Origin of the sequence: Cupriavidus sp. SS-3, from assembly GCF_035818815.1 — a bacterium.
Lineage (GTDB): Bacteria > Pseudomonadota > Gammaproteobacteria > Burkholderiales > Burkholderiaceae > Cupriavidus > Cupriavidus taiwanensis_C.
Genome location: NZ_JAYLVT010000005.1, coordinates 29,576 through 54,955, shown reverse-complemented (window position 1 = coordinate 54,955; position 25,380 = coordinate 29,576). Strand labels below are relative to the sequence as shown.

Annotated in this window: 24 protein-coding genes; 8 read left to right on the top strand and 16 right to left on the bottom strand. The window is 69.5% G+C overall.

Annotated features, from left to right (window positions below; all coding sequences use genetic code 11):
- Positions 1-28 precede the first annotated feature (28 nt).
- Complete coding sequence (gene trpS / locus U9J39_RS09835) at positions 29-1,066, top strand: tryptophan--tRNA ligase (protein WP_116312162.1); 1,038 nt, start codon at positions 29-31, stop codon at positions 1,064-1,066.
- A 55-nt stretch (positions 1,067-1,121) separates the two neighbouring features.
- On the opposite strand, the gene U9J39_RS09830 is transcribed toward trpS, so the two are convergent.
- The 8 genes from U9J39_RS09830 to glyQ form a co-directional block, all read right to left on the bottom strand.
- Positions 1,122-1,973, bottom strand: a complete 852-nt coding sequence (locus tag U9J39_RS09830; RefSeq protein ID WP_172581768.1) for a DMT family transporter — start codon at positions 1,971-1,973, stop codon at positions 1,122-1,124.
- 65 nt (positions 1,974-2,038) lie between these two features.
- Positions 2,039-2,446, bottom strand: coding sequence for a lactoylglutathione lyase (gene gloA / locus U9J39_RS09825; protein ID WP_018008824.1), 408 nt, complete (start codon positions 2,444-2,446; stop codon positions 2,039-2,041).
- A gap of 95 nt (positions 2,447-2,541) precedes the next feature.
- On the bottom strand, positions 2,542-3,411 hold the full coding sequence (locus U9J39_RS09820; protein ID WP_115708221.1) for a M48 family metallopeptidase: 870 nt from the start codon (positions 3,409-3,411) through the stop codon (positions 2,542-2,544).
- Entirely contained in the window at positions 3,408-4,172 is a 765-nt protein-coding gene (locus tag U9J39_RS09815; protein ID WP_115708222.1) for a lysophospholipid acyltransferase family protein, read from the bottom strand. Before U9J39_RS09815 ends, U9J39_RS09820 begins: the two co-directional genes overlap by 4 nt.
- A gap of 49 nt (positions 4,173-4,221) precedes the next feature.
- The gene (gene gmhB / locus U9J39_RS09810; protein ID WP_115708223.1) at positions 4,222-4,851 is read right to left on the bottom strand and encodes a D-glycero-beta-D-manno-heptose 1,7-bisphosphate 7-phosphatase; all 630 of its coding nucleotides are present in this window, start codon (positions 4,849-4,851) and stop codon (positions 4,222-4,224) included.
- Positions 4,852-4,894: 43 nt separating this feature from the next.
- The gene (glyS, locus tag U9J39_RS09805) at positions 4,895-7,018 is read right to left on the bottom strand and encodes a glycine--tRNA ligase subunit beta (protein WP_326346984.1); all 2,124 of its coding nucleotides are present in this window, start codon (positions 7,016-7,018) and stop codon (positions 4,895-4,897) included.
- A gap of 38 nt (positions 7,019-7,056) precedes the next feature.
- Positions 7,057-7,695 (bottom strand): hypothetical protein, encoded by a 639-nt coding sequence (locus U9J39_RS09800; RefSeq protein WP_115708225.1) that lies wholly within the window; start codon positions 7,693-7,695, stop codon positions 7,057-7,059.
- Positions 7,692-8,642, bottom strand: a complete 951-nt coding sequence (gene glyQ / locus U9J39_RS09795; protein ID WP_116312164.1) for a glycine--tRNA ligase subunit alpha — start codon at positions 8,640-8,642, stop codon at positions 7,692-7,694. The genes U9J39_RS09800 and glyQ overlap by 4 nt, the downstream gene beginning before the upstream one ends.
- A gap of 296 nt (positions 8,643-8,938) precedes the next feature.
- Here glyQ and U9J39_RS09790 point away from each other — a divergent pair, with 296 nt between their 5' ends.
- Positions 8,939-9,127 carry a hypothetical protein gene (locus U9J39_RS09790; protein WP_147298393.1) on the top strand — a complete coding sequence of 63 codons (189 nt, stop codon included), beginning with the start codon at positions 8,939-8,941 and terminating at the stop codon, positions 9,125-9,127.
- An 82-nt stretch (positions 9,128-9,209) separates the two neighbouring features.
- Here U9J39_RS09790 and lnt read toward each other — a convergent pair whose 3' ends face one another.
- The 7 genes from lnt to U9J39_RS09755 all read right to left on the bottom strand — a co-directional run bounded on the left by lnt (position 9,210) and on the right by U9J39_RS09755 (position 17,295).
- Positions 9,210-10,817 carry an apolipoprotein N-acyltransferase gene (gene lnt / locus U9J39_RS09785; protein ID WP_326346983.1) on the bottom strand — a complete coding sequence of 536 codons (1,608 nt, stop codon included), beginning with the start codon at positions 10,815-10,817 and terminating at the stop codon, positions 9,210-9,212.
- Complete coding sequence (locus U9J39_RS09780) at positions 10,814-11,701, bottom strand: HlyC/CorC family transporter (RefSeq protein ID WP_115679422.1); 888 nt, start codon at positions 11,699-11,701, stop codon at positions 10,814-10,816. Before U9J39_RS09780 ends, lnt begins: the two co-directional genes overlap by 4 nt.
- Before the next feature lie 132 nt (positions 11,702-11,833).
- Positions 11,834-12,589 carry an rRNA maturation RNase YbeY gene (gene ybeY, locus U9J39_RS09775; RefSeq protein WP_115679423.1) on the bottom strand — a complete coding sequence of 252 codons (756 nt, stop codon included), beginning with the start codon at positions 12,587-12,589 and terminating at the stop codon, positions 11,834-11,836.
- Complete coding sequence (locus tag U9J39_RS09770) at positions 12,590-13,597, bottom strand: PhoH family protein (protein WP_116312166.1); 1,008 nt, start codon at positions 13,595-13,597, stop codon at positions 12,590-12,592.
- A gap of 49 nt (positions 13,598-13,646) precedes the next feature.
- Complete coding sequence (gene miaB / locus U9J39_RS09765; protein WP_115708233.1) at positions 13,647-14,999, bottom strand: tRNA (N6-isopentenyl adenosine(37)-C2)-methylthiotransferase MiaB; 1,353 nt, start codon at positions 14,997-14,999, stop codon at positions 13,647-13,649.
- An 89-nt stretch (positions 15,000-15,088) separates the two neighbouring features.
- A complete protein-coding gene (locus U9J39_RS09760; RefSeq protein ID WP_326346982.1) occupies positions 15,089-15,484 on the bottom strand; it encodes a hypothetical protein in 396 nt (131 codons plus the stop codon).
- 131 nt (positions 15,485-15,615) lie between these two features.
- Positions 15,616-17,295: a ClcB-like voltage-gated chloride channel protein gene (locus U9J39_RS09755; protein ID WP_326346981.1), complete on the bottom strand. Its 1,680-nt coding sequence runs from the start codon at positions 17,293-17,295 to the stop codon at positions 15,616-15,618.
- Positions 17,296-17,594: 299 nt separating this feature from the next.
- On the opposite strand from U9J39_RS09755, the gene U9J39_RS09750 reads away from it, so the two are divergent.
- The gene (locus U9J39_RS09750; protein WP_115708239.1) at positions 17,595-19,148 is read left to right on the top strand and encodes a DEAD/DEAH box helicase; all 1,554 of its coding nucleotides are present in this window, start codon (positions 17,595-17,597) and stop codon (positions 19,146-19,148) included.
- Between the two features lie 20 nt (positions 19,149-19,168).
- Positions 19,169-20,215 carry a serine/threonine protein kinase gene (locus U9J39_RS09745; protein ID WP_116312170.1) on the top strand — a complete coding sequence of 349 codons (1,047 nt, stop codon included), beginning with the start codon at positions 19,169-19,171 and terminating at the stop codon, positions 20,213-20,215.
- Positions 20,216-20,264: 49 nt separating this feature from the next.
- Here U9J39_RS09745 and U9J39_RS09740 read toward each other — a convergent pair whose 3' ends face one another.
- Positions 20,265-20,705, bottom strand: a complete 441-nt coding sequence (locus tag U9J39_RS09740; protein WP_116312171.1) for a universal stress protein — start codon at positions 20,703-20,705, stop codon at positions 20,265-20,267.
- A gap of 349 nt (positions 20,706-21,054) precedes the next feature.
- Between U9J39_RS09740 and U9J39_RS09735 the strand changes: the two genes are divergently transcribed.
- From U9J39_RS09735 to U9J39_RS09720, 4 genes are all read left to right on the top strand, one after another.
- On the top strand, positions 21,055-22,122 hold the full coding sequence (locus tag U9J39_RS09735) for a CaiB/BaiF CoA transferase family protein (protein WP_115679431.1): 1,068 nt from the start codon (positions 21,055-21,057) through the stop codon (positions 22,120-22,122).
- 190 nt (positions 22,123-22,312) lie between these two features.
- Positions 22,313-22,939, top strand: coding sequence for a response regulator transcription factor (locus tag U9J39_RS09730; RefSeq protein WP_115708243.1), 627 nt, complete (start codon positions 22,313-22,315; stop codon positions 22,937-22,939).
- Between the two features lie 113 nt (positions 22,940-23,052).
- On the top strand, positions 23,053-24,642 hold the full coding sequence (locus tag U9J39_RS09725) for a L,D-transpeptidase family protein (RefSeq protein ID WP_326346979.1): 1,590 nt from the start codon (positions 23,053-23,055) through the stop codon (positions 24,640-24,642).
- A gap of 33 nt (positions 24,643-24,675) precedes the next feature.
- A complete protein-coding gene (locus U9J39_RS09720; protein ID WP_326346978.1) occupies positions 24,676-25,275 on the top strand; it encodes a YcbK family protein in 600 nt (199 codons plus the stop codon).
- The last annotated feature ends 105 nt before the right edge of the window (positions 25,276-25,380 follow it).

Below are 25,380 nucleotides of genomic sequence, written 5' to 3'. Positions count from 1 at the left end.
CGCGACTATTTCCGTGCAAGACCGTCCCATGACAGCCCAAACCAGCCCAACCAACCGGCGTCCCGTGATCCTGACCGGCGACCGTCCCACCGGCCCGCTGCACCTCGGCCACTTCGTCGGCTCGCTCAAGAGCCGCGTCGCGCTGCAGGATTCACACGAGCAATACCTGCTGCTGGCCGACACCCAGGCCATGACCGACAACGCGCACGATCCCGACAAGGTGCGCCGCAACGTGCTGGAGGTGGCGCTGGACTACCTGGCGGTGGGCATCGATCCGGCCAAGACCACCATCACGGTGCAGTCGCACCTGCCCGCGCTGGCCGAGCTGACGCTGATGTACCTGAACTTCGTCACGGTGGCGCGGCTGGAGCGCAACCCGACCATCAAGGAAGAGATCCAGGCACGCGGCTTTGGCCGCGACATCCCGGCCGGCTTCCTGTGCTATCCGGCCTCGCAGGCCGCCGACATCACCGCCTTCAAGGCCGAGGTGGTGCCGGTGGGCGAGGACCAGGCGCCGCTGATCGAGCAGACCAACGAAATCGTGCGCCGCATCAACCACCAGGTCGGCCGCGACGTGCTGCCCGAGTGCAAGGCGATGATCCCGCAGTTCGGCCGCCTGCCCGGCGTCGACGGCAAGGCCAAGATGAGCAAGTCGATGGGCAACGCGATCGCGCTGGGGGCCGCGCCCGAGCAGATCAAGGCCGCGGTGCACAGCATGTACACCGACCCGAACCACCTGAAGGTGTCGGATCCTGGCCAGGTCGAGGGCAACGTGGTGTTTACCTACCTCGATGCGTTCGATCCGAACACCGAGGAGGTCCAGGCCCTGAAGGAACACTACCAGCGCGGCGGTCTTGGCGACATGGTGCTCAAGCGCCGCATCGAGGGCGTGCTGCAGGACATGCTGGCCCCGATCCGCGAGCGCCGCGAAGCGCTGGCCAAGGATCCGGACTATGTCTTCGACATCCTGCGCCAGGGCACCGCGAAGGCGCGCGAACTGACCCAGCAGACGCTGGAGGAAGTGCGCGACGCGCTGGGCATGTTCTCGTTCGAGGCGCGCCGCTGAGCGCGCTGAGGGTTTGCTCCCTCTCCCGCAGGCGGGAGAGGGGAGCTCCAATCTCTCACCCCCGCCGGTTCACCAGCACGATCCCCGCCAGCACCAGCACCGCCGCCACCGCGAAGCGCGGGCCCACGGTGTCGTGCATCAGCACCACGCCGAAGGCGACCCCGAACAGCGGCGTCAGGAAGGAAAACACCGACAGCCGCGACGCCAGGTAGCGCTGCAGCAGCCAGAACCAGGCGAGGTAGCTGGCAAAGGCGATCAGCACCGACTGGTAGAACAGGCTCGCCAGCACCACGCCGTCGATCTGCACGGTGGCGGTCTGGCCGCCGGCGAGCGCCATGCCCAGCAGCATCACCGCGGACACCGCCAGCTGGTACAGCAGGGTCTTGCTGGCCGGTGCGCCGGCCAGCGGGCTGGCGCGCACCACCACGGTGGTGGCCGCCCACAGCGCGCCGGCCAGGATGCCGAGCGCATCGCCCAGCAGCGTGCTGCCCTGCGCCGACGGCGCGGCGATGCCATCGGCAAAGGCCAGTGCCATGCCCGCGAACGCCAGCGCCACGCCCAGCCACTGGCCCGGATGCAGCCGTTCGCCGGGCACCACCAAATGCAGTCCCAGCGCGGTGAAGATCGGCGCGGTGTACAGGAACACCGCCATGCGCGAGGCCGTGGTGTGCCCGAGGCCGACAAAGATGCAGAAGAACTCCGCCCCGAACAGCAGCCCCGCCAGCAGGCCGGCGTTGAGCGTGCCGTCGCGCCGCCACAGCGGGGTGCGGCGCCACGCCGCGAAGCCGAACACCAGCAGCGCCGCCACCGCCGAGCGCACCCCGGCCTGCAGCACCGCGCCCATCAGCGGCGCGGTCACCTTGATCACCACCTGCTGCAGTCCCCAGGCGGCGCACAGCACCACCATCAGGCCGATGGCGGTGGCGTCGAGCGGCTGGCGCGCGATACTCTGCGTGCTCACGGCGCAGGCCTTCAGGGACGGCTGGCGTCGCGGGTGGAATGGCGCTCGATCAGCTCGATCTTGTAGCCGTCCGGGTCTTCGACGAAGGCGATCACGGTGGTGCCGCCCTTGACCGGGCCGGCTTCGCGCGTGACCTTGCCGCCCGCGGCGCGGATGCGCTCGCAGGCCGCCGCGGCATCGTCGGTCTCCAGCGCGATGTGGCCGTAGGCGGTGCCGAGGTCGTAGCTGTCGACGCCGTAGTTGTAGGTCAGCTCCAGCACCGCGGTTTCGCTCTCGGGGCCGTAGCCGACGAAGGCGAGGCGGTACTTGTACTCGGGGTTGTCGCTCTGGCGCAGCAGCTGCATGCCGAGCACGCGGGTGTAGAAATCGATGGAGCGTTGCATGTCGCCGACGCGCAGCATGGTGTGGAGGAGTCGCATGGGAGGGCCTTCAACTGTTATCGGTATAGGAAGGCGCCATTTTAGTGCCTTTGGCCGAAACCCACCGGGCCCAGCCCCGGTAGCGGTAGCGGCCCTCAGAACGTCGGCAGCAGCTCGGGCGGGTGCGCGCGCAATTGCGCGCGGGCGTCGCGGAACTCGGGAAAGATCGACTCGACGGTTTCCCAGAAGCGCGGGCCGTGGTTCATTTCCTTCAGGTGCGCGAGTTCGTGCGCGGCGACATAGTCGATCATCGACAGCGGGAAATGCATCAGGCGCCAGTTCAGCCGGATCTTGCCGTCGGCGGTGCAGCTGCCCCAGCGCGTCGCGGCCGAGGTCAGGGCGAAGCCGGTGTGGCGCACGCCCAGCCTGGCGGCATAGAGGTCCAGCCGCTCGGCCAGCAGGCGGCGTGCCTGCTGCTGCAGCCAGCCCTGCACGCGGTCCTTGATCTGCTGCTCGTCGGCATGGGCCGGCAGCGCCAGGTGCAGCACGCGGCGCTCGGCATCGAACAGCAGCGCGCCGATCGGCGACTCCAGCGCCAGCGTCAGCGGCTGGCCGAGGAAGGGCAGGGCGGCGCCTTCGCGCCATTGGACCGTCGGCAGCACGCGGCGCGCTTCGCGGTGGCGCCACTCGCCCAGCTTGTTGAAGATCCAGCGCTGTTTTTCCAGGATGGCCGCCTCGATATCGGCCAGCGTGACCCAGCGCGGCGCCGTGATCGACAAGCCGCGGTCGTCGATGGTGAAGCCGATGGTGCGGCGCGCGGAGCGCTTGAGGGTGTAGTGCAGCGGCCGCTCACCGATCTGCAGCAGGCGCGCATTGGGCTGCGGCACCGGCCACGCCGGTGCTTGCTGCGGTTGCGGCGGCTCCGGTGCCAGCGGCGCCGCCGGCTGCGGCGCGTGGGCGGGTTCCGCCAGCGGCAGCTCCAGCTGCGCGCCGTCGGCGTCCGCGGCGGGGCGCAGCAGCTTCATGCGGTCGACTCGCTGCGCTGCGCAGCCTGGTAGCTTTCCGGGTCGATGCGGCGCATGTCGCGTTCGATCCAGTCGGCCACTTCCTGGTTGAGCTGGTCGGCGGTCTTGTTGGCCGATGCGATCGGCGGGCCGACCGAGATCGTCACCATGCCCGGATACTTCATGAACGAATTGCGCGGCCAGACCCGGCCCGAGTTGACCGCCATCGGCAGCACCCAGGCACCGGTTTCCACCGCCAGGCGCGCGCCGCCGCTCTTGTAGCGCGTCTTTACCAGGCCCGAAGGGGTGCGCGTGCCTTCCGGGAACATGATGATCCACGCGCCTTCGGCCAGCCGCTCGCGGCCCTGGCGGGCCGCCGAGGCAAACGCGCGCGTGCCTTCCTTGCGGTTGATATGGACCATCTTCAGCATGCCCAGCGCCCAGCCGAAGAACGGCACCAGCAGCAGCTCGCGCTTGAACACGAAGCACAGCGGCTTGGGCATCAGCGCGACGTAGGCCACGGTTTCCCAGGCCGACTGGTGCTTGGACAGCAGCACCACCGGCTTGTCGAGCATGCCGTCCATGTGCTCATGGCCTTGGATGCGGTACTGGATGCCGCAGATGACGCGGGCGGCGCCGATCACCAGCCGCGGCCAGCCGCGCACGAAGCGGAAGCGCTGGTCGGCATTCATGAACGGGAACACCAGGAAGCAGGCGCAGGCGTAGGGCGGCGTCAGCACCAGCAGGTACAGCGCGAACAACAGGGAACGAAGGAACGTCATGCGGGGGCAAAAAAGGGAATGGGTGCGGACGCGTGGGCCGCAGGCTCGGTCAGCCGGCGGCGGCATGCCCGCCCTGGCCACTGGGGCCGCTCGGGCCACTCGGGCCACTCTGGGCCGGCAGGCCGCCGTCGTTGCCGGTCAGCCAGCGGGCAAAGGCGCGCAGGTCGTCGTGCACCTGCGTGCCGGGCGGCAGCCCGCCCTTGTCGAGCGTCTTCAGGCCCTTGCCGCTGCGCACCAGGTGCGGCGCGCAGCCGACCGCCACGCCGGCTTCGAGGTCGCGCAGCGAATCGCCGACGATCGGCACGCCGCGCAGCTCGATGCCGAAGCGCTCGCTGATCTGTTCCAGCATGCCCGAGCGGGGCTTGCGGCATTCGCAGCCGTCCGCGGCGGTATGCGGGCAGAAGAACACCGCCTCGACGCGTCCGCCCAGCCGTGCCAGCGCCGTGTGCATCTTCTCGTGCATGGCGTTGAGCGCGCTCATCTCGAACAGCCCGCGGCCGATGCCGGACTGGTTGCTGGCGATGACCACGCGGTAGCCCGCCTGGTTGAGCGCGGCGATGGCTTCCAGGCTGCCGTCGATCGGCACCCATTCATCGGGGGTCTTGATGAACTGGTCGCTGTCGAGGTTGACCACCCCGTCGCGGTCCAGGATGACAAACTTGGGCGGTGTCTGCGGCATGTGCGGCTCCGGCGGTTGCTGGGGGCGTGGCTAAGGCAACCGCTCAGGCGGCCAGCTTGGAGATGTCGGCGACGCGGTTGGCCAGCGCATGCAGCGAGGCCAGCAGCGCCAGCCGGTTGGCGCGCAACTGCGTGTCCTCGGCCATCACCATCACGTCGTTGAAGAACTGGTCGACGGCGTCGCGCAGCTGGGCCAGGTCGCGCAGCGCGGCGGTGAAGTCGCCGCTGGCGAAGGCGGCCTCGACGGCCGGGCGCACGCGCTCGATGGCGGCGTGCAGCGCGCCTTCGGCGCCTTCCTGGAACAGCCCCGCGTTCACCGCGCCGACCGGCTCGGTGTTCTTGCGCAGGATGTTGGTGATGCGCTTGTTGGCGGCGGCCAGGGCCTCGGCTTCGGGCAGCGCGGCGAAGGTGCGCACCGCTTCCATGCGGCCCAGGATGTCATGCAGCTGGTCCGGGCGCAGGCTGACCACGGCCTCGACTTCGTTGGTGGTGTAGCCCTTGTCCTTCAGGTAGCCGCGCACGCGGTCGTACAGGAAGTCGAGGATGGCCTCGGGCGCCGGCTTGACCGCGGCGATGCCGGCGAAGGCCTGCTGCGTCAGCGCCAGCAGCGACGACAGCGACAGCGCCAGCGGCTTTTCGATCAGCATGCGCAGGATGCCCAGCGCATGGCGGCGCAGCGCGAACGGATCCTTCTCGCCGGTGGGCTGCAGGCCGATGCCCCAGATCCCGACCAGGGTCTCGAGCTTGTCGGCCAGCGCCACCGCGGTGCTGACCGCGCTTGCCGGCAACTCATCGCCGGCGAAGCGCGGGCGGTAGTGCTCGGAGCAGGCCAGCGCCACGTCCTCGGCTTCGTCGTCGTGGCGCGCGTAGTAGGTGCCCATGGTGCCTTGCAGCTCGGGGAACTCGCCCACCATGTCGGTCAGCAGGTCGGCCTTGGCCAGTTCGGCGCCGCGCATCGCCGCGGCCTTGTCGGTGGCCACGCCGGCGGCGTTGAGCGCATCGGCGACATGGCCGGCGATCTGCTGCAGGCGCTGCACCCGATCCAGCTGCGTGCCGATCTTGTTGTGGTAGACCACGCTGGCCAGTTGCGGCACGCGCGAGGCCAGGGTCTTCTTGCGGTCCTGGTCGAAGAAGAACTTGGCATCGGCCAGGCGCGGGCGCACCACGCGCTCGTTGCCGGTGATGATCGATTGCGGCGTCTCGGTGGCCAGGTTGGAGACGATCAGGAAGCGGTTGCGCAGGTGGCCGTCGGCATCGGTCAGCGCAAAGTACTTCTGGTTGGTCTGCATGGTCAGGATCAGGCATTCCTGCGGCACCGCCAGGAAGGCTTCCTCGAAATGGCAGGCGTACACCACCGGCCATTCCACCAGCGAGTTGACCTCATCGAGCAGCGCCTCGGGCATGATGACCTGGTCAGCGCCGGCCTCCTGCAGCAGCGCGCTGCGCATGCGCTCGCGGCGCTCGGCATAGCTCGCCACCACGCGGCCGGCGGACTCGAGCTGCTGCGCATAGTCGTTGGCATGGCGGATCTCGATCGCGCCATGCGACAGGAAGCGGTGGCCCTGGGTCAGGTTGCTGGCCTGCAGCCCCAGCAGCGTCACCGGCAGGATCTCGGCGCCGAACAGCGCGATCAGGCTGTGCGCCGGGCGCACGAAATGCACCGTGCTGCCGTCCGGGCGCTGGTAGCTCATGACCTTGGGGATCGGCAGCTTGGCCACGGTGTCTTCCAGCGTGGCCTGCAGCCCGGCGGCCAGCTCGGCGCCGCGCGCGGTATAGCGGTAGAAGAAGGCCTCGGCCTTGCCGTCGGAGGCGCGCTCCAGCGACTGCCAGTCGATCTCGGCAACGCCGATTGACTTGGCCAGCGCGGCCAGCTTCTTGGCCAGCGGGGCGGTCGGCTCGCCGTTGGCGTCCAGCGCCACCGACAGCGGCAGGACCTTCTCGCGCTGCTCGCGGTCCGGCGCGTTGCGGCGCACGCCGCTGACCAGCGCCGCCAGGCGGCGCGGGGTGGCGAACGGCGTCACGGTGGCGCCCGGCTCAAGCAGGTCGCGCTCGCCCAGGCCGGCGAACAGGCCCTGCGCGAAGGCGTCGCCCAGGCGCGCCAGCGCCTTGGGGGGCAGCTCTTCGGTGAACAGTTCGATCAGCAGCGAGTCGGTCATGGGTTGCGACATGAATCGTATCCAACAGGTTGTAGCGCGCGCAGCCTGGCTCAGCAGCGCGGCGAAAGATTAGGTTCGACTCCGGACAGCAGCCACAGGCCGTTCTGTTGCCGGAATTGCAGCGTGGTGTAGGCGCATTGCGCGGCTGCTGCTGCTGCGGCGGCGCTGGCGGCGCCATTGGTGCCGCCGCGGCTGCCCGCCGCCGGGAAGCGCGCGTCGATGCGGCGCAGGCGCTTGTCGTAGCGGATCTCGTCGATGCGCCCGCCCACCCAGAAATCGATCTTTGGCGGCAGCTGCGAGGCCGAGTAGTAGGTCTTGACCTTGCGCCGGGTGCGGCCGTTGTGGGTCTCGGTTTCGACCCAGGTCAGCGGGTAGCGGATCGCGCTTTCATAGGCGCGCAGCGGCACCCGATGCCAGCCCAGGTCGCGCTGGCCGGACAGGTCGCACGAGAACGAGCGCACCAGCTGCGTCCACTGGTCCAGCGCGTTCAGCGACGGCCGCCACTGGCGCGCCATCGCCAGCTGCAGCGCCTGCGCGTCGGCCTCGCACACATTGCTCAGTTCGGCCGGCAGTATCAGCACCTGCGCGCTGGGAGCGGCCTGCGCACGCGCGCCGGCGGCATTGCCCGCCGCGGCCAGCGTGGCGAGGGCCAGGGCGCAGCCCAGCGCGCTGCGCGCCAGCAGCCTCATGCCCGCGCTCCATCGCGCTGGCCGCACATCGGGAAGCCGAGGGCCTCGCGCGAGTCGTAGTAGGCCTGCGCCACCTGGCGCGACAGGTTGCGGATGCGGCCGATATACGCCGCGCGCTCGGTGACCGAGATCGCGCCGCGCGCATCGAGCAGGTTGAAGGTGTGCGCGGCCTTGAGCACCTGTTCGTAGGCGGGCAGCGCCAGGCGCGCGCCGGATTCCTGAGCGGCGTCGGCGCCGTCGCCATTGCCCATCAGCCGCTTGGCCTCGCCCTCGTGCTCGGCGAAATGACGGAACAGGATTTCGGTGTTGCTGTGCTCGAAGTTGTAGGTGGATTGCTCCACCTCGTTCTGGTGGTAGACGTCGCCGTAGGTCAGGCGGCGGGTCTCGCCGTTCTCGACCCACTCGGTCCAGATCAGGTCATAGACGTTCTCGACCTTCTGCAGGTACATCGCCAGGCGTTCGATGCCGTAGGTGATTTCGCCGGTGATGGGCTTGCAGTCGATCCCGCCCACCTGCTGGAAGTAGGTGAACTGGGTCACCTCCATGCCGTTGAGCCAGACTTCCCAGCCCAGGCCCCAGGCGCCCAGCGTCGGGTTTTCCCAGTCGTCCTCGACGAAGCGGATGTCGTTCTGCTTCAGGTCCAGGCCGAGCGCCTCGAGCGAGCCCAGGTACAGCTCCAGGATGTTCTCCGGCGCGGGCTTGAGCACCACCTGGTATTGGTAGTAGTGCTGCAGCCGGTTCGGGTTCTCGCCGTAGCGGCCGTCCTTGGGGCGCCGCGACGGCTGCACGTAGGCGGCACGCCACGGCTCGGGGCCGATCGCGCGCAGGAAGGTATGTACGTGGGAAGTGCCGGCGCCGACCTCCAGATCGATGGGTTGCAACAGCGCGCAGCCCTGCCGGTCCCAGTAGGCCTGCAGGGTCAGAATCATTTGTTGGAAGGTCAGCATAGGAAGACTAGGTAGAGGCAAGCGGAGGCAAGCCGAGGCCGCGCAGCGCGTGCCGGAGCCGCCGCATACGGATTTTGCCAAACCCTGAATTCTATCGGCTTTTTGGCGCGGCGCCCCGTTTGGCAGGGCTGCATAGGGCACGCACCGATGGCCGGGCCGGCGCGCGGCGGTGCGCCAATGTCGGCCGCGCACAACGCATCGGGAAAATACTGACGCGGATTTCAAGTCGCGCCGCTGCTTGCCGATAACGTTTTTGTATACAGTATGAGTAAGCAACCCGTTTCAGAGCGTTGCGATTGACAGTCCGTGCCGGTATGCAGGCACGGCGGCTGCCCGGTCTTGCCGCGGCAGCCGTATGTCAGGAACTGATTATTGATGGGGACATTCGGATCATGGCACTTCTTTCTCGCAAACCTTATCTGGTCGCAATCGCGGTCATGATCGCCGCGGCCACCGTGTCCGTGGTGACCGGGCTGCTGAACTGAACCTGCCGGCGCGGACCTGACGCGCCACCGGTACCGGGCCCGCAGCGGTGATCCGCCGCGCCCGGCGCCCAGCCTTGCGCCTTCAGCCGGTGGTGCGCGTCCGGCGCGCGCGCCAGGCCGCCATGCCCAGCACCAGCGCAATCAGCGCCAGCACCGGCGCGTTGCCCCAGCGGATATAGGGTGTCAGCCCCTGCATGCCCTGCACCTCGGCCGTCAGCGTGCCGACGGTGAAGGTCGGCAGGCGTTGCTGCACCGAGCCGTCCGGGCGCACCACCGCGGTCATGCCGGTATTGGTCGAGCGCAGCATCGGGCGGCGCGTTTCCAGCGCCCGCATGCGCGAGATCTGCAGGTGCTGGTCCAGTGCGATGGTGTCGCCGAACCACGCCAGGTTGGTCAGGTTGGCCAGCAGGTTGGCCGGCGCCGGCTGCTGGCGCAGCGTCTGCGCGATCTCTTCGCCAAACAAATCCTCGTAGCAGATGTTCGGCGCCACGCGCACGCCCCGCACCGGCAGCGAGGGCTGGTCCAGGCCACCCCTGCGGAAGTCGCCCAGCGGCATCTTCATCATGTCGACGAACCAGCGGAAGCCGAGCGGGATGAATTCGCCGAACGGCACCAGGTGGTGCTTGTTGTAGCGGTACAGGCGCTCGGTTTCAGGGCCCAGGCCGAACACGCTGTTGGTGAAGTCGACCGGGGAATCGGCTCCGGCGGCGCCGAACAGCACCGTGGTGCCGCTTTCCAGCGCGAAGTCGCGCACGGTGACGGCGACGTCGACCGGCAGCTCCTGCAGGATCACCGGGAACGCGGTTTCGGGCGTCACCACCAGGTCGGCCGGCGCCGCGGTGATCATGTCGCGGTACAGCTCGATCGAGCGCTGGATGCCGGCGGGCTCGAACTTGATGTCCTGCGCCACGTTGCCTTGCAGCAGCCGCACCGTCAGCGGCTTGCCCGCGGGCGTGGTCCAGGCCAGCGGCACCAGCGCCGCGCCGGCGGCGGGCACCAGCCCGGCCAGCGCCAGCGCGCCCAGCGCGCGGCCCCGTTCGCCACGGCCGAGTCCGCGCACGGCGGCGGCCAGCAGCGCCGCCACGGTGGCGGCCAGCGCGCCGATGCCGTACACGCCCAGCACCGGCGCGAAGCCCGCCAGCGGGCCGTCGGCGTGCGCATAGCCGCCCGACAGCCACGGGAAGCCGGTGAACACCACGCCGCGCAGCCATTCAGTCAGGCCCCACGCCGCGCCGAACGCCAGCGGCGCCAGCAGCGTGCCCGCGGGCAGGCGGGCCGTGAGCCGGTGCCAGAGCGCGCCGGCCAGCGCAGGGTAGAGCGACAGGAAGCCCGAGAACAGCACCACCGCCAGCGCGGCCATCCACGACGGCATCTCGCCGTACACGTGCATGCTGATATAGAGCCACCAGATGCCGGACAGGAACCAGCCCAGGCCGAAGGCATAGCCGATGGCGCCGGCCGCGCGCGTGCGCGGCGCCTCGGCGATCAGCGCGGCCAGGCCGGCCAGCGACAGGATCTGCAGCCACCACCAGTCATGCGGGGCGAAGGCCTGGGTATGGGCGATGCCGAGCACGCCGGCCAGCAGCAGGCGCGCGAGCACCGCGGCGCGCGATTGCGCGCGCGTGCCGCGCACGCCGGTGGCGCCGGCGTCGGCAGCGGCGCCGTCGGGGAGCGGGGCGGGCAGCTTCATGCGCTGGCCGCGCTGGCGCTGTCGGTGTTGGCTTCGCGGTGCACCTGCAGCAGGTGCACCTGGCGCGCGTCGGCGCGCAGCACCTCGAAGCGGATCGGCGGCAGCGTGATGACCTCGCCGCGATGGGGCACGTGGCCCACGTGGTTGGACAGCAGCCCGCCGACGGTGTCGACATCGTGGTCCGAAAAGCCCGTGCCGAAGGCCTCGTTGAACTGCGCGATCTCGGTCAGGCCGTGCACGCGCCAGCTGCCGTCGGGCATCGGCAGGATATTGTCCTGGTCTTCGTCCAGGTCGAATTCGTCCTCGATATCACCCACGATCTGTTCCAGCACGTCCTCGATCGTCACCAGCCCGGCCACGCCGCCGTATTCGTCGACCACCATGGCGATGTGGTTGCGGTTGATGCGGAACTCGCGCAGCAGGATGTTCAGGCGCTTGGATTCGGGAATGAACACCGCCGGGCGCAGGGTCTCGCGCAGGTCGAAGGCGGGATCGGTGTAGTAGCGCAGCAGGTCCTTGGCCAGCAGGATGCCGATGATGTTGTCGCGGCTGCCTTCGTAGACCGGGAAGCGCGAGTGCGCGGTCTGCTGCATGAAGGGGATGAAAGTCTCCGGCGCGTCGGCGATATTGACCAGATCCATCTGCGCGCGCGGCACCATGATGTCGGCGGCGGTCAGTTCGGAAACCTGGAACACGCCCTCGATCATCGACAGGGAATCGGCATCGATCAGGCTGCGCTCATGCGCTTCCTGGAGCACTTCAAGCAATTCCGCGCGGGTGTCCGGCTCGGGGGAGATCAGGTCTGACAGGCGTTCGAGCAGCGATCTTGGCCGATCGGCCTGCTTCAGGTAAGCGGGCTTCGAACTGGGATAGGGGTCGTTCATTTCGCGGCGAGCGCGTGGTGGAGATCGTCTGAAGGATACACTAAAAGCCTGTCGGGCCCGTGACGGCGGGCCGCGGCCGTACTTCAGATGTGCCGCAGGAGACGCTCGCCGGCGCTGCCTGCGGCAGCCGCGTCACGCGGCCCGGTCGGCCTTCTCCGCCCGGTAAGGATCGGCATAGCCGAGCGCCTGCAGCGTCTCGGTCTCGATCGCTTCCATTTCTTCGGCCTCGGCGTCGTCCTCGTGCTCGTAGCCTTGCGCATGCAGCACGCCATGCACGACCAGATGGGCGTAATGGGCCTCGAGCGGCTTGCGCTGCTCGCGCGCCTCGGCTTCGACCACCGGGCAGCACAGCACGATGTCGCCGGTGACCGGATCCTCTTCGCGCTCGGCATAGGCGAAGGTCAGGACATTGGTGGCGTAGTCCTTGCCGCGATAGGTGCGGTTCAGCGTGCGGCCTTCTTCCTCGCCCACGAAGCGGATGGTCAGCGCGGCGTCGGCGTACAGCGCCGACTTGACCCAGGTCTCGAGCTTGCGCCGCGCCGGCAGTCCGTTGCCCTTGGCGATGCCGTCGCCGTGCTGGACTTCCAGCTCCAGCGCCGGCGGCGTGGCGGGGGTGCCGGTGGTGGTGGTCAGCGGCGCGGCGGTCACCGCCACCGACAGCGCGTCATGGTTGTCCGGGCGCACCAGCAGGCCGGCCTGCTGGTTGGTATCGGTGTGCTCGGCCAGCAGCGCGACCACGCCATCGGCGGCCTGCGACAGGTCCAGCGTCAGGCTGCGGCCGTCGGGCAGCTGCACGCGCAGCGCATGCGCGGCGCTCTTGCGCGCGCGGCCTTCGTTATCGAACAGCGTCAGGCTGACGCCGGAAGACTTGGATTTCGGGGATTTCAATTACGCGTCCTTGTGCTGGGCGTGGTATTCGTCATAGGCATCGACGATGCGGGCCACCAGCGGATGGCGCACCACGTCGATGCTGGTAAAGCGGGTGCAGGCGATGCCGCGCACGTCGCGCAGCACGTGCTGCGCTTCCACCAGGCCGCTCTTCTGCCCCTTGGGCAAGTCGATCTGCGTGGTGTCGCCGGTGATCACCGCCTTGGAGCCGAAGCCGATCCGGGTCAGGAACATCTTCATCTGCTCGGGCGTGGTGTTCTGCGCCTCGTCCAGGATGATGAAGGCGTGGTTCAGCGTGCGCCCGCGCATGTAGGCGAGCGGCGCGATCTCGATCATCTGGCGCTCGAACATCTTCTGCGTGCGGTCGAAGCCGAGCAGGTCGTACAGCGCGTCGTACAGCGGGCGCAGGTAGGGGTCGACCTTCTGCGCCAGGTCGCCGGGCAGGAAGCCCAGGCGCTCGCCGGCTTCCACCGCCGGGCGCGTCAGCACGATGCGCTTGACCGCGTCGCGCTCGAGCGCATCGACCGCGCACGCCACCGCCAGGTAGGTCTTGCCGGTGCCGGCCGGCCCGACACCCAGCGTCAGGTCGTGCGACAGGATATTGCGCAGGTAGTCGCGCTGCGCCACGGTGCGGCCCTGCAGGCCGGTGCGGCGCGTGTGCAGCACCGGCGATTCGTCGCCTTCCTCGCGCTCGGCCTCGTCGTCATCGCCGTTGCCGTTGCCGGGCAGGTAACTGCCATGCGCGCTGAGCTGGCGCGTCTCGACCAGGCCCAGCTGCACGTCGTCGATCGACAGCGGCGTGCGCGCCTGGTTATAGAAGCGCTCGAGCGCCAGCGCGGCATCCTGCGCGTGGCCGCCGCGGATGGTCATGCGATGGCCGCGGCGCTGGATGGTCACGTCCAGCGCCTGCTCGATCTGGCGCAGGTTCTCGTCGAGCGGGCCGCACAGGTTCTGCAGCCGGGTGTTGTCGTCCCGCGGGGCGACAAATTCTGCGGAAGGGACTTTCATCGGTGGGCGATGGCCTCGCTGGAAGCTGCTGGGTGGATGGGTCGGAGCGTTACTGCCGCACCACGATCTCGCCGCGCAGCGAGTGCGGGAATGCCTGCGTGATGCTGACATCGACCAGCTGGCCGACCAGCCGGTCGCGGCCCGCCTGCGGTACCCCCGGCAGGGCGAAGTTGACCACGCGATTGTTCTCGGTGCGGCCATGCAGCTCGGTCGGGTCCTTGCGCGCCGGGCCTTCGACCAGGATGCGCTGCACCGTGCCGACCATGTTCCGGCTGATGCGCTGCACGTTTTCCTCGATGGTGGCCTGCAGCCGCTGCAGGCGCTGCAGCTTGACCTCGCGCGGGGTGTCGTCGTGCAGGTTGGCCGCGGGCGTGCCCGGGCGCGGGCTGAAGATGAACGAGAACGAGGTGTCGTAGCCGATCTCCTCGATCATCGCCATCAGCTTGTCGAAGTCGGCATCGGTCTCGCCGGGGAAGCCGACGATAAAGTCCGACGACATCGACATGTCCGGGCGCAGCACGCGCAGCTTGCGGATGATGCTCTTGTACTCCAGCACGCTGTAGCCGCGCTTCATCGCCATCAGGATGCGGTCGGACGCATGCTGCACGGGCAGGTGCAGGTGGTTGACCAGCTTGTCGCAGCGGCCGTACAGCTCGACCAGGCGCGAGGTGAATTCCTTCGGGTGGCTGGTGGTGTAGCGGATGCGCTCGATGCCGGGGATCTCGGCCACGTATTCGATCAGCAGCGCGAAGTCGGCGATCTCGGCGGTATCGCCCATCTTGCCGCGGTAGGCGTTGACGTTCTGGCCCAGCAGCGTGACTTCGCGCACGCCCTGGTCGGCCAGGCCTGCGACCTCGGCCAGCACGTCCTCGAACGGGCGCGACACTTCCTCGCCGCGGGTGTATGGCACCACGCAATAGCTGCAGTACTTGGAGCAGCCCTCCATGATCGACACGAACGCGCTGGGGCCCTCGACGCGCGCGGGCGGCAGGTGGTCGAACTTCTCGATCTCGGGGAAGGAGATGTCCACCTGCGACTGGCCGGTGCGCTGGCGGCGCGCAATCAGGTCAGGCAGGCGGTGCAGCGTCTGCGGGCCGAACACCACGTCGACATAGGGCGCGCGCGAGACGATGCTGGCGCCTTCCTGGCTGGCCACGCAGCCGCCCACGCCGATCACCAGGTCGGGCTTGACGGCCTTGAGCGCCTTCATCCGGCCCAGCTCCGAGAACACCTTCTCCTGCGCCTTCTCGCGCACCGAGCAGGTGTTGAACAGGATCACGTCGGCGTCTTCGACGTTGTCGGTAGGCTCCAGCCCCTGGCTGGCGTTGAGGACGTCGACCATCTTGTCCGAGTCGTACTCGTTCATCTGGCAGCCGTACGTCTTGACGAAAACTTTCTTCATATGCCGATCTCAGTGGTTGACCTGGGGGCATCAGGGTGTTGCAACAACACGGCCGGCGCGTGGGGCACGCCGGTCGCACTTCGGGGTGGTTATTTCTTCAGCGCCTGCTGTTCGGCCTCGCTCAGCACCCATGCGGTCAGCAGCTGGCCGTACAGGTCCAGCTTGTACCGCACCGGCAGCTTCTGGCCCGCCACCACGGCGCTGGCCAGCAACTGGTTGTCGGTGCCGAACAGGCGCAGGCCCGGCGCCACACCCACGCGCTTGCCGTCGAGCGTGGCAGTCTGGGGCGCGCCGGCTGACGGCGCGGCGATGACCAGCCTGGCCGCCGCGGCATCGTCCGGGATCGCGCGCACCGGCTGGGCCGCCGCGATTGCCGCACCCAGCAGCAGCGCCGCGCCGCACGCCAGTCCTGCCCAACGCTTGCGCAGGCGGCTGGATGTCACGAACTCCGGCGCCTCGCGGCGCGTATCACGACCTGCTGGCATGGGGAACTCCGACAAATAGGGCAGTGCGGTGGGTGGATGACCCGCTGGCTGTGGCCGAAAGGCGGGCAACCGCGCATTTTACCTCGCCGGCGCCGGCTTGGTGTGGCAGGCAGCGTGGCAGGCAAGCGGCGTCAGAACAGGCAGGATGCCTCTTGCAGCACGCGTTGCTTGGAAACCGTCCCCATCAGTTCGCGCCCGGCCGGGTCGCGCACCAGCGGGATCCGGTTGATGCCGTGCTCGGCGAATACCGCAAGGGCATCGCGCAGCCGCGAATCCGGCGTCAGCGCCGGGAAGTCGCGTTCCGCCAGCGCCAGCACGTCGTCGGGCGCGCCTTCGCGCTGCGCGCGCTGCAAGGCATGGATCGACAGCGCGCCCAGCAGGCGGCCGTCGGCCTGCACCAGGTAGAGGTAGCGGGTGCCGGTCTCGGCGAACTTGTCGGCGGCCGCGGCCAGCGTGGCGTTGGGATCCAGCACGGTGTCGGTCGGGTCGCACAGGCCCGCCAGCGTCAGCGCGCGGGCATGCTCGGCGGCCGCCGATGCCTGCGCGCGCTCGGCGATCACGCTGTACAGCGACAGCGTCTGGCAGCGCGACGCGGTGTAGTACGCCGCCACCGCGCCGATCATCGACGGCAGCAGCAGCGCGGGCGCCAGCGTCATCTCGAACACCATCAGCACCGACATCAACGGCGCCTGGCTGGTGGCCGCCAGGAAGGCGCTCATGCCCACCAGCGGCAGCAGCGGCGCCGCGCCCGGGCCCTGCATGCCGAGCGCCAGCAGCTGGCCCAGCGCCGCCCCCACGAATAGCGACGGCGTGAACACGCCGCCGACCGCGCCCGAGCCCATGCTGATCACCGTGGCCGCCAGCTTGGCCAGCAGCACGGCGGCCACCGGCACGCTCAGCGGCTGCTCCTGCAGCAGGGTCTGGATGGTGGAAAAGCCGTTGCCGACGACTTCCGGCACCGCCATCGCCAGCACGCCGACCAGCGCGCCGCCCAGCGTCAGCCGTGCCACCGGCCCGCCCGGCAGCGCCGCGAAGCGGCTGCGCGCGAAGCCGGCGGCGCGCAGGAACAGCGCGCCCGCGATGCCGGCGGCCACGCCCAGCGCCGCCGCGGCCAGCAGGATCTGCGGGCGCAGATCCGGGGCGATATCGAGGCCGGGGTAGAGCGGCTGCAGGCCGCCGTGCCACTGGCTGACCATGGCGCCGGCGACCGAGGCCAGGAACAGCGGCATCAGGCGCTGCACCGCGAGCGCGCCGAACACCACTTCGGCGACAAAGACGGCGGCGGAAAAAGGGGTGTGGTAGACGGTGGCAAGGCCCGCCGCGGCGCCGCAGGCGGTCAGCATGCGGCGCATGTTGGAGCCGCCGCCGCGCTCGATCCGGGTCGACGGGAACAGCGACCCGCACAGCGCCGCCAGCTGGATCATCGCGCCTTCCTTGCCGACCGAGCTGCCGCTGACGATCGAGAAAAAGGAGGACAGCGCGCGCAGCAGCGTGATCCGCACCGGCAGCCGGCCGCTGCCGTTGGCGACCGCTTCCATATAGTCGGTGGCGCCGGGGTGGGCGCTGGCCAGCCGGTTGGCCAGCACCAGCAGGCCGCCCGCGAGCGCGCCGCCGACGGCCGGCACCACCACGCGCCATGCCAGCGCCAGCGTCGCGAACACCGTGACCACGTCGGCGTGGCTGGCAAACAGCACGATGCCCGCGCCGTCCAGCGCCTCCTTGAACAGCGTGGTGGCAATGGCGGCGACGATCCCGACCGGGATGGCCGCGAGCAGTGTGACTTCCTGGTCTTCGAGGAAACGCAAGCGCATGGCGGCTTTCCGGGCAGGCGGGGCGACGTGCCGGCCCGTGGCGGCGGGGCGGGCGGAGGCCGTCATGATAGCGCAGCGCCACCCGCGCGCAGCCCGTGTGCGCCGGCGCGCATGCGCGGCGGGATCCAGTGCAGAACCCGCCTGCGCCGGACTGGTACACTACCGCTCTTTCCTTCGCGGGCGGGCCGGTGCCCTGCCAGGCCGGCTTCCCGGCGTTCGCGTTCCGATTCCGATCGATTACAAGGAGCCATCCGGCGTTTGGCGCACCGCGTGCGCAGCGATGGCCCAAGCAGCAATTCATGTCTTTTTCTGAACTCGGCTTGTCCGAAAAGATTGTGCGTGCCGTAGCCGAACAGGGCTACACCACCCCGACTCCCATCCAGGCCCAGGCAATTCCCGCCATCCTCAAGGGCGGCGACCTGCTCGCCGGCGCCCAGACCGGCACCGGCAAGACCGCCGGCTTTACCCTGCCGATGCTGCAGCTGCTGTCCGAAACCGCGGCCCGCCATGCCAGCAGCGCCCCGCGCGGCGCACGCGTGGCGGTGCGCGCGCTGGTGCTGACGCCCACGCGCGAGCTGGCGGCGCAGGTCGAGGAGAGTGTGCGCAACTACGGCAAGTACCTGCGCCTGCGCTCGATGGTGATGTTCGGCGGGGTCGGCATCAACCCGCAGATCGAGCAGCTCAAGCGCGGCGTGGAGATCGTCGTGGCCACGCCCGGCCGCCTTCTGGACCATGTGTCACAGCGCACCATCGACCTGTCGCAGGTGGAACTGCTGGTGCTCGATGAAGCCGACCGCATGCTCGACATGGGCTTCATCCACGATATCCGCAAGATCCTCAACGTGCTGCCGGCCAAGCGCCAGAACCTGCTGTTCTCGGCGACGTTCTCGGACGATATCCGCGCGCTGGCCGACCGCCTGCTGAACAATCCCGCGTCGATCGAAGTGGCGCGGCGCAACACCACCGCCGAGACCGTGGACCAGCGCGTCTACCCGGTCGACCGCGAACGCAAGCGCGAACTGCTGGCCCACCTGGTGCGCCAGCACGACTGGCACCAGGTGCTGGTATTCACGCGCACCAAGCATGGCGCCAACCGGCTGGCCGAGCAGCTGACCAAGGACGGCCTGTCGGCGCTGGCGATCCACGGCAACAAGAGCCAGTCGGCGCGCACGCGCGCGCTGTCCGAGTTCAAGGCCGGCACGCTGCGGCTGCTGGTGGCGACCGATATCGCCGCGCGCGGCATCGACATCGACCAGCTGCCGCACGTGGTCAATTTCGACCTGCCCAACGTGCCCGAGGACTACGTCCACCGCATCGGCCGCACCGGCCGCGCCGGCGCCGAGGGTGAGGCGATCTCGCTGGTGTGCGTGGACGAGCTGGGCCTGCTGCGCGACATCGAACGCCTGATCAAGCGCAAGCTCGAACAGACCGTGCTGCCGGGCTTCGAAGTAGACCCGAGCATCGCCCCGGAGCCGATCCAGAAGGGCCGCCAGCAGCGCGGCGGTGGCGGCCAGGGCCAGGGCCGCGGACGGGCCGAGGCGCGTCCGGCCGGCGACGGCGAAGGCGCGCAGCGCCAGCGTGCCGCCCGCCAGGGGCAGGGCGCGCCGCGCCAGGGCCAAGGCCAAGGCCAGGCCCAGCGCGGCAACGGCGCCGCCAACGGCAACCGTGCCGCCCAGCCCGCCGGCGCGCGCAGCCCCGCTGCGCGCCGCGACGGCCAGGACCCGGCACGCCCGCAACGCGCCGCGGCCCAGCCCGCGCGCCAGCCCAATGACGCCGCGCCGGCACCGGCGCGCAACCGCCGTCCGGCGCCGCAGGCGGCGCTGCTGGGCGGCAACCGCAAGCCGGCGCGCTAACGCGGAGCCGGCCGGCAACCATGCACGCGTCCGACGCCCCCGCCGATTCCGGTGTTCCCTACGCCGGCCTGACGCCCGAACTGATGCTGGACGCGCTCGAGGGCGCCGGCCTGCGCCCCGACGGGCGCCTGCTGGCCCTCAACAGCTACGAGAACCGGGTCTGGCAGGCAGGTATCGAGGACGCCGCGCCGGTCATCGCCAAGTTCTATCGCCCGGGCCGCTGGACCGATGCGGCCATCCTGGAAGAACACGCCTTCGTGCAGCAGCTGGCCGACGCCGAGATTCCCGCCGTGCCGGCCATGGCGCTGGCGCCCGGGGAGGCCGGCACGCTGCTGCAGCACGCGGGCTTCCGCTTTGCCGTCTTCCCCCGCTGCGGCGGGCGCGAACCGGCGCTGGACCGCGCCGATACGCTGACCTGGCTCGGCCGGTTCATCGGCCGCATCCATGCGCTGGGCGCGGCCCAGCCCTACCAGGCGCGTCCGGCGCTGGACCTGGACACCTTCGGCATTGCCCCGCGCGACTGGCTGCTCGCCAGCGGCTGCATTCCGGCCGATCTGCTGCCGGCCTGGCAGTCGGTGGCGCAACTGGCGCTGGACGGCGTGCAGCGCTGCTATGAACGCGCCGGCGACGTGCGGCTGCTGCGCGTCCATGGCGACTGCCATCGCGGCAATGTGCTGTGGATCGACGAAGAAGATGCCCGCGGCGGCGCCCATGGCGAGCCGGGCCCCCACTTCGTCGACTTCGACGACAGCCGCATGGCCCCCGCGATCCAGGACATCTGGATGCTGCTCGAGGGCGACCGCGCGGCCATGCAAAGCCAGCTGGCGGACATCGTCGCAGGCTACGAGGATTTTGCGGAATTCCAGACGCGCGAACTGTGGCTGGTCGAAGCGCTGCGCACGCTGCGGCTGCTGCACTACAGCGCCTGGCTGGCCAGCCGCTGGGCCGACCCGGCCTTTCCGGCCGCCTTCCCGTGGTTCGGCACCGCGCGCTACTGGCAGGACCGGATCCTGGAATTGCGCGAACAGGTCGCGCTGATGGACGAAGCGCCCCTGTGGGGCGCCTGAGGCCTGCCGCAAGGCGGCGCCATTGCGGCACCGCCAGTCAGTTGGGGGCTTAACCCTTCTTTTCCGGGGTCTTGACCAGCACCACCGGACACTCCGCCTGGGCCAGCACCCGGCCCGCCACCGAACCGATCACGGCATCGAAGAACGAGCCGCGCCCGTGCGTGCCCATCACGATGGCCGCCGCATCCACCGAGTTCGCATAGGCGACGATGCGTTCGGGCGCGAAGCCGTGCAACGGGTGCCGCTCGAACGGCACATTGGCCGCGGCGAGGAGATCGCAGACCGCCGCCATCGCCTTGTCGCTGGCTTCCCTGTGCCAGTCGTCGATGGTTTCCTTGCTGACGAAGGCGCGCACCTGGCCGCTCACTTCGGGCGCGACATGGACGACATGCACGGTGAAGCCGTTCTGCAGCAGCTTGCCTTCGGCGATAAAGCGTGCCGCGGCGTCGCTGAAGGCCGAGCCGTCGGTGGCGAGGACGATATTGGTCATGGCGGGATCTCCTGGATGGGGGCTGTCGGAAGCGCCGCGGCCATGTGGCCGCAACGCCATCTGGAACCATCATGCCCCCTAGTGTCCCGCCAGGATGCGATTCAGATCAAGTCGGATCGGAATTGTCCGATTTCCTGGTGCGATAACCGGTCGGCCGGTCCGTTGATTTATTCCGTCATTCCGGCTGATGCATTTGGCCATTGCCCCGTCAACACGGCGGCGCGTAGCATGCTCCCGAGCCCCACGGCCTGCATGGCCCGCCCGTGCGGCAACGGGCACACGATCCAACCACCAATACCAGCCGCCTCCCGCCACGGTGCGCGCAGGCGGCGAACCGGAGACAACCATCATGAGTGAGCGCGGCAACCTGCAGCCCCTGCGCGGTATCAAGGTCGTGGAATTCGAAGGCATCGGCCCCGGCCCGCTGTGCGGCGCCATGCTGGCCGGCCTCGGCGCAGAGGTTACGCTGGTGACCCGCCCGGTGGCTCCCGACGCGCGCCGCATCCTGCGCGGCCAGTCGGTGCCGGCCGAGATGGAGCTGGAACACGGCAAGCGCGTGGTGCAGCTGAACCTGAAGGCGCCCGCGGACGTGGCCGCCGCACTCGACCTGGTCGCCGGCGCCGACGCGCTGATCGAGGGCCTGCGTCCGGGCGCGATGGAGCGCCTGGGGCTGGGCCCCAAGGCCTGCCATGCGCGCAATCCGCGCCTGGTCTACGGCCGCATGACCGGCTGGGGCCAGAGCGGCCCGCTGTCGCAGAGCGCCGGACATGACCTCAACTACATCGCGCTGACCGGCCTGCTGTCGATGGCCGCGCGCGAAGGCAGCCTGCCGATGGTGCCGCCGACCGTGATGGGCGATGCCACCGGCGCGCTCGGGCTGGCGTTCGGCATCACCAGCGCCATCCTCAGCGCGCGCGCCAGCGGCGAGGGCTGCGTGGTCGATGCCGCCATCACCGACATCGTTGCCATGCTCGGCTCGCTGGTGCAGGTGTCGCGCGCGGCCGGCACGCTGGGCGGCCCGCAACCGAGTCCGTTCCATGACTCGCCGTTCTATGATGTGTTCCCGTGCGCGGACGGGCGTGCCATCACCCTCGGCGCGCTCGAGCCGCAGTTCTACCGCGAACTGCTCGAGCGCCTGGAACTGACCGATATCGACCCGGCCGCGCAGTACGACCGCGCCCAGTGGCCGGCGGTCAAGGCACGCATCGCCGCGGCGATTGCCGCCAGGCCCAGCACGCATTGGGAGTCCGTGCTGGGCGGCACCGACGTGTGCTTCGCGCGCGTGCTGACGCTGGACGAGGCCGCACGCCATCCGCACAACCAGGCACGGGGCACGTATCGTCTCTACCAGCAGGGCGAGCGCGAGGTGCCGCGCTCCGCGCCCGCGCCGCGCTTCCTGCCGGCCGGGACGGAATGAGCGGGTCGGAATGACCGGCGCTGCAGCCACTTGACGCCAGCCGCGTCATCGAAGGAAAAGCCTGACTCTTGTGCAGAATCTGCTGCGTCCGCGCAGTGAGGATTCGGCGCATCAAGGTTCCTCAGGGCCCTTAACCTTGGCATAGCCAGTTCCCTGGCCAATTCCCCGCCAGTTGTTAAGGAGCCCTGAATTGCCCCCAACGCTGATCGTCGACGAACCCTCGAGGTTCCGCACCTTGTTATGCGCCGAACTCGCCGCCGAGTTTGACACCGACGAGGTCCTGGAAACGGATGGAGTCCGCGAGGGCTACCGCCTCGCCCGCGAGCACCGGCCCGGCCTGGTGCTGGTCGACGTCGAACGCTTCGGCAATCCCGGCATCGACTTTGTCCGCAGGGTGATCGCCACGCTGCCCGGCGTGCCGCTGCTGGTACTGTCCGGCAACGACACTGCCCAGGCGCCGGTACGGGCACTGCGCGCCGGCGCGCACGGCTTCGTGGTCAAGCAGCGCGGCGTCGAGGAAGTGATGCAGGCCGTGCGCGGCGTGCTGAGCGGCTATCTGGTGTTTCCGCTGCAGACGCTGGAGACGGTGCGCCAGCTCGGCGAGCAGCAACAGGCCGGCCTGCCGCGCCTGAGCAACCGCGAGATCACCATCCTGCAATACCTGGCGCGCGGACACTCCAACAAGTCGATCGCCGCGCAGCTGCTGATCAGCAGCAAGACCGTCAGCACGCACAAGGCCAACATCATGGCCAAGCTGCATGTGGGCTCGCTGGTCGAGATGGTGGACTACGCGCGCCGGCACCAGCTGGTGTGGTGAACGTTGCCTGGCGGGTTTGCCCGCGGCATGCGCCTTCTGCCACGCCTTGCCGCGCCCATCGGCTATCGCGGGTAGACTGTGGGCATCTGTGACGAATCCGAGCTATCCGCCCGATGCCCCAGATCCTGAATGCTGCCGTGCGCCGCCTCGGCGCCGTCGCCATTGCCGGCGCCACGTGGCTCGCCGCTCCCGCCTTCGCCAACGAGCCGATGTGGTTCGTGCAGGGCCGGCCAGTGCCGGAGGCACGCCAGGCGGTGGACGCGCTGGCCGCCGTGGCCGCCGATGGCCTCGATCCGCGCGACTACGATGCCGAGGCCCTGCGCCAGGCCGTGACCCAGGCCACCCACGGCCCGGCGCTGCCCCCCGATGCCGCGGCCCGGCTCGATGCGGCGCTGAGCGCCGCCATGGAACGGATGCTGTCCGACCTGCACGGCGGCCGCATCAACCCGCGCGCGGTCCATGCCAATTTCGCGCCGCCGGCCGAACGGCCTTTCGATGCCGCCACCTGGCTGCGCGATGCCGTTGCCCAGCACCGCCTGCCCGATGCCATCCGCCAGGCCGCGCCGACGTTCCCGCTGTACGGTACGCTGCGCCAGGCCCTGGCCCGTTACCGCGACATCGGCCGGCAGCCGGTGTGGCAGCAGCCGCTGCCGCCGTTGCCGGCCAGCAAGCTCACGCCGGGCCAGCCTTGGGCCGGCACCGCCGCGCTGACCGCGCGCCTGGTGGCGCTGGGCGACCTGCCGGCCGGCACGCAGGCGCCGCCGCGCTACGAGGGCGCGCTGGTCGAAGGCGTCAAGGCCTTCCAGTCGCGCCATGGGCTGCAGCCCGACGGCGTGATCGGCGCGGCCACGCTGGCGCAGCTGAACCTGCCCATCGCCGAGCGCGTGCGGCAGATCGAACTGACCATGGAGCGCCTGCGCTGGACCCCGCTGGACGGTCCGCGCATGATCGTGGTCAATGTGCCGGAGTTCATGCTGCGCGCCTATGAAATCCGCGACGGCAAGCTCGACATCAAGCTGGAGATGAAGGTGATCGTCGGCAAGGCGCTCGACACGCGCACGCCGCTGTTCGAGGAGGACATGCGCTATATCGAATTCAGCCCGTACTGGAACATCCCGCCGTCGATCGCGCGGCGCGAGACGGTGCCGCGGCTGCGCCGCGATCCGGGCTATTTCAACCGGCAGGGGCTGGAGTTCGTCGGCGGCGACGGCAAGGCCGTGACCACCTTGTCCGAGGAGAACCTGGAGGCGGTGCTGAACGGCAGCCTGCGCATCCGCCAGCGGCCCGGCCCGCTCAACGCGCTGGGCGACATCAAGTTCGTGTTCCCCAACAACGAGAACATCTATTTGCACCACACGCCGTCGCCGCAGCTGTTCAAGCGCGACCGGCGCGACTTCAGCCACGGCTGCATCCGCGTGGAAGCCCCAGTAGCGCTGGCGCAATTCGTATTGCACGATATGCCGGACTGGAACGAGACCCGGATCCGCGAGGCGATGGCACGTGGCAAGTCGAACACGGTGCGCCTGCAGCAGCCGTTGCCGGTGGTGCTGGCTTACGGCACGGTCATCGCGCGCGCCGATGGTCGTGTATCCTTCCTGCCTGACATCTACGGTCACGACAAATTGCTGGACAAGGCGCTGCGTCAACGCAACGGTCGCCCCCAGCCGCGCGCTGTGGCAAGCGCCTCCGGCGTCATCCATTGAGGCGCCGCACCCCGCATATTCAGAGGAAGTACCATGACTGACGCGACGCGCAAGGCACGCCGCCGCTTTCTTCATACCACCGGAACCCTGGCGCTCGCCGCCGGACTGATGCCGCTGGCGTCCCGCCGCGCGCTGGCAAGCCTGCCCCCGAACGTGCCCGCCAACCAGCCGCTGGCCGGCCTGCCGGATGCCCGCACCCTGGCTTTCGACCACACCCACACCGGCGAGCGCGTGTCGCTGGTCTATGCCGTGGGCGACCGTTTCGTGCCCGACGCGCTGACCACGCTCAACGGTTTCCTGCGCGACCATTATTCCGGCAAGGTCGGCACCATCGATCCGCAGCTGTTCGACCTGTTGTTCCAGGTGCGCCGCGAACTGGGCACCGACAAGCCGTTCCAGGTCATTTCCGGCTACCGCAGCCCGGCCACCAATTCGCGCCTGCGCAACTCGCGCGGCGGCGGGGTGGCCAAGCACAGCCTGCATATGGACGGCAAGGCCATCGACATCCGGCTCGCCGGCGTGTCGCTGGCCGATGTGCGCGATGCCGCCAAGTCATTGCAGCGCGGCGGCGTCGGCTACTACGAGACCGACCAGTTCGTGCATATCGACACCGGGCGCGTGCGCTACTGGTAAGCGTTGCCCGCGGGGCCGTCCGGCATGGGCGGCCTTATGTCGTTGCCACGAACGCCTGTCCTTGGGCACCAAGGCAAAAAGCCGCGAACCCTTGCGGGATCGCGG

Coding starts and splice junctions, on each gene's coding strand:
- trpS (WP_116312162.1), top strand. CDS start 29: ATGACAGCCCAAACCAGCCCAACCAACCGGCGTCCCGTGATCCTGACC.
- glyQ (WP_116312164.1), bottom strand. CDS start 8,642: ATGCTGACCTTCCAACAAATGATTCTGACCCTGCAGGCCTACTGGGAC.
- U9J39_RS09760 (WP_326346982.1), bottom strand. CDS start 15,484: ATGCCAGCAGGTCGTGATACGCGCCGCGAGGCGCCGGAGTTCGTGACA.
- glyS (WP_326346984.1), bottom strand. CDS start 7,018: ATGTCGCAACCCATGACCGACTCGCTGCTGATCGAACTGTTCACCGAA.
- U9J39_RS09750 (WP_115708239.1), top strand. CDS start 17,595: ATGTCTTTTTCTGAACTCGGCTTGTCCGAAAAGATTGTGCGTGCCGTA.
- miaB (WP_115708233.1), bottom strand. CDS start 14,999: ATGAAGAAAGTTTTCGTCAAGACGTACGGCTGCCAGATGAACGAGTAC.
- gloA (WP_018008824.1), bottom strand. CDS start 2,446: ATGCGACTCCTCCACACCATGCTGCGCGTCGGCGACATGCAACGCTCC.
- U9J39_RS09740 (WP_116312171.1), bottom strand. CDS start 20,705: ATGACCAATATCGTCCTCGCCACCGACGGCTCGGCCTTCAGCGACGCC.
- U9J39_RS09720 (WP_326346978.1), top strand. CDS start 24,676: ATGACTGACGCGACGCGCAAGGCACGCCGCCGCTTTCTTCATACCACC.
- U9J39_RS09755 (WP_326346981.1), bottom strand. CDS start 17,295: ATGCGCTTGCGTTTCCTCGAAGACCAGGAAGTCACACTGCTCGCGGCC.
- U9J39_RS09800 (WP_115708225.1), bottom strand. CDS start 7,695: ATGAGGCTGCTGGCGCGCAGCGCGCTGGGCTGCGCCCTGGCCCTCGCC.
- U9J39_RS09815 (WP_115708222.1), bottom strand. CDS start 4,172: ATGACGTTCCTTCGTTCCCTGTTGTTCGCGCTGTACCTGCTGGTGCTG.
- U9J39_RS09820 (WP_115708221.1), bottom strand. CDS start 3,411: ATGAAGCTGCTGCGCCCCGCCGCGGACGCCGACGGCGCGCAGCTGGAG.
- U9J39_RS09770 (WP_116312166.1), bottom strand. CDS start 13,597: ATGAAAGTCCCTTCCGCAGAATTTGTCGCCCCGCGGGACGACAACACC.
- U9J39_RS09830 (WP_172581768.1), bottom strand. CDS start 1,973: ATGGTGGTGCTGTGCGCCGCCTGGGGACTGCAGCAGGTGGTGATCAAG.
- U9J39_RS09735 (WP_115679431.1), top strand. CDS start 21,055: ATGAGTGAGCGCGGCAACCTGCAGCCCCTGCGCGGTATCAAGGTCGTG.
- gmhB (WP_115708223.1), bottom strand. CDS start 4,851: ATGCCGCAGACACCGCCCAAGTTTGTCATCCTGGACCGCGACGGGGTG.
- U9J39_RS09725 (WP_326346979.1), top strand. CDS start 23,053: ATGCCCCAGATCCTGAATGCTGCCGTGCGCCGCCTCGGCGCCGTCGCC.
- lnt (WP_326346983.1), bottom strand. CDS start 10,817: ATGAAGCTGCCCGCCCCGCTCCCCGACGGCGCCGCTGCCGACGCCGGC.
- U9J39_RS09745 (WP_116312170.1), top strand. CDS start 19,169: ATGCACGCGTCCGACGCCCCCGCCGATTCCGGTGTTCCCTACGCCGGC.
- U9J39_RS09780 (WP_115679422.1), bottom strand. CDS start 11,701: ATGAACGACCCCTATCCCAGTTCGAAGCCCGCTTACCTGAAGCAGGCC.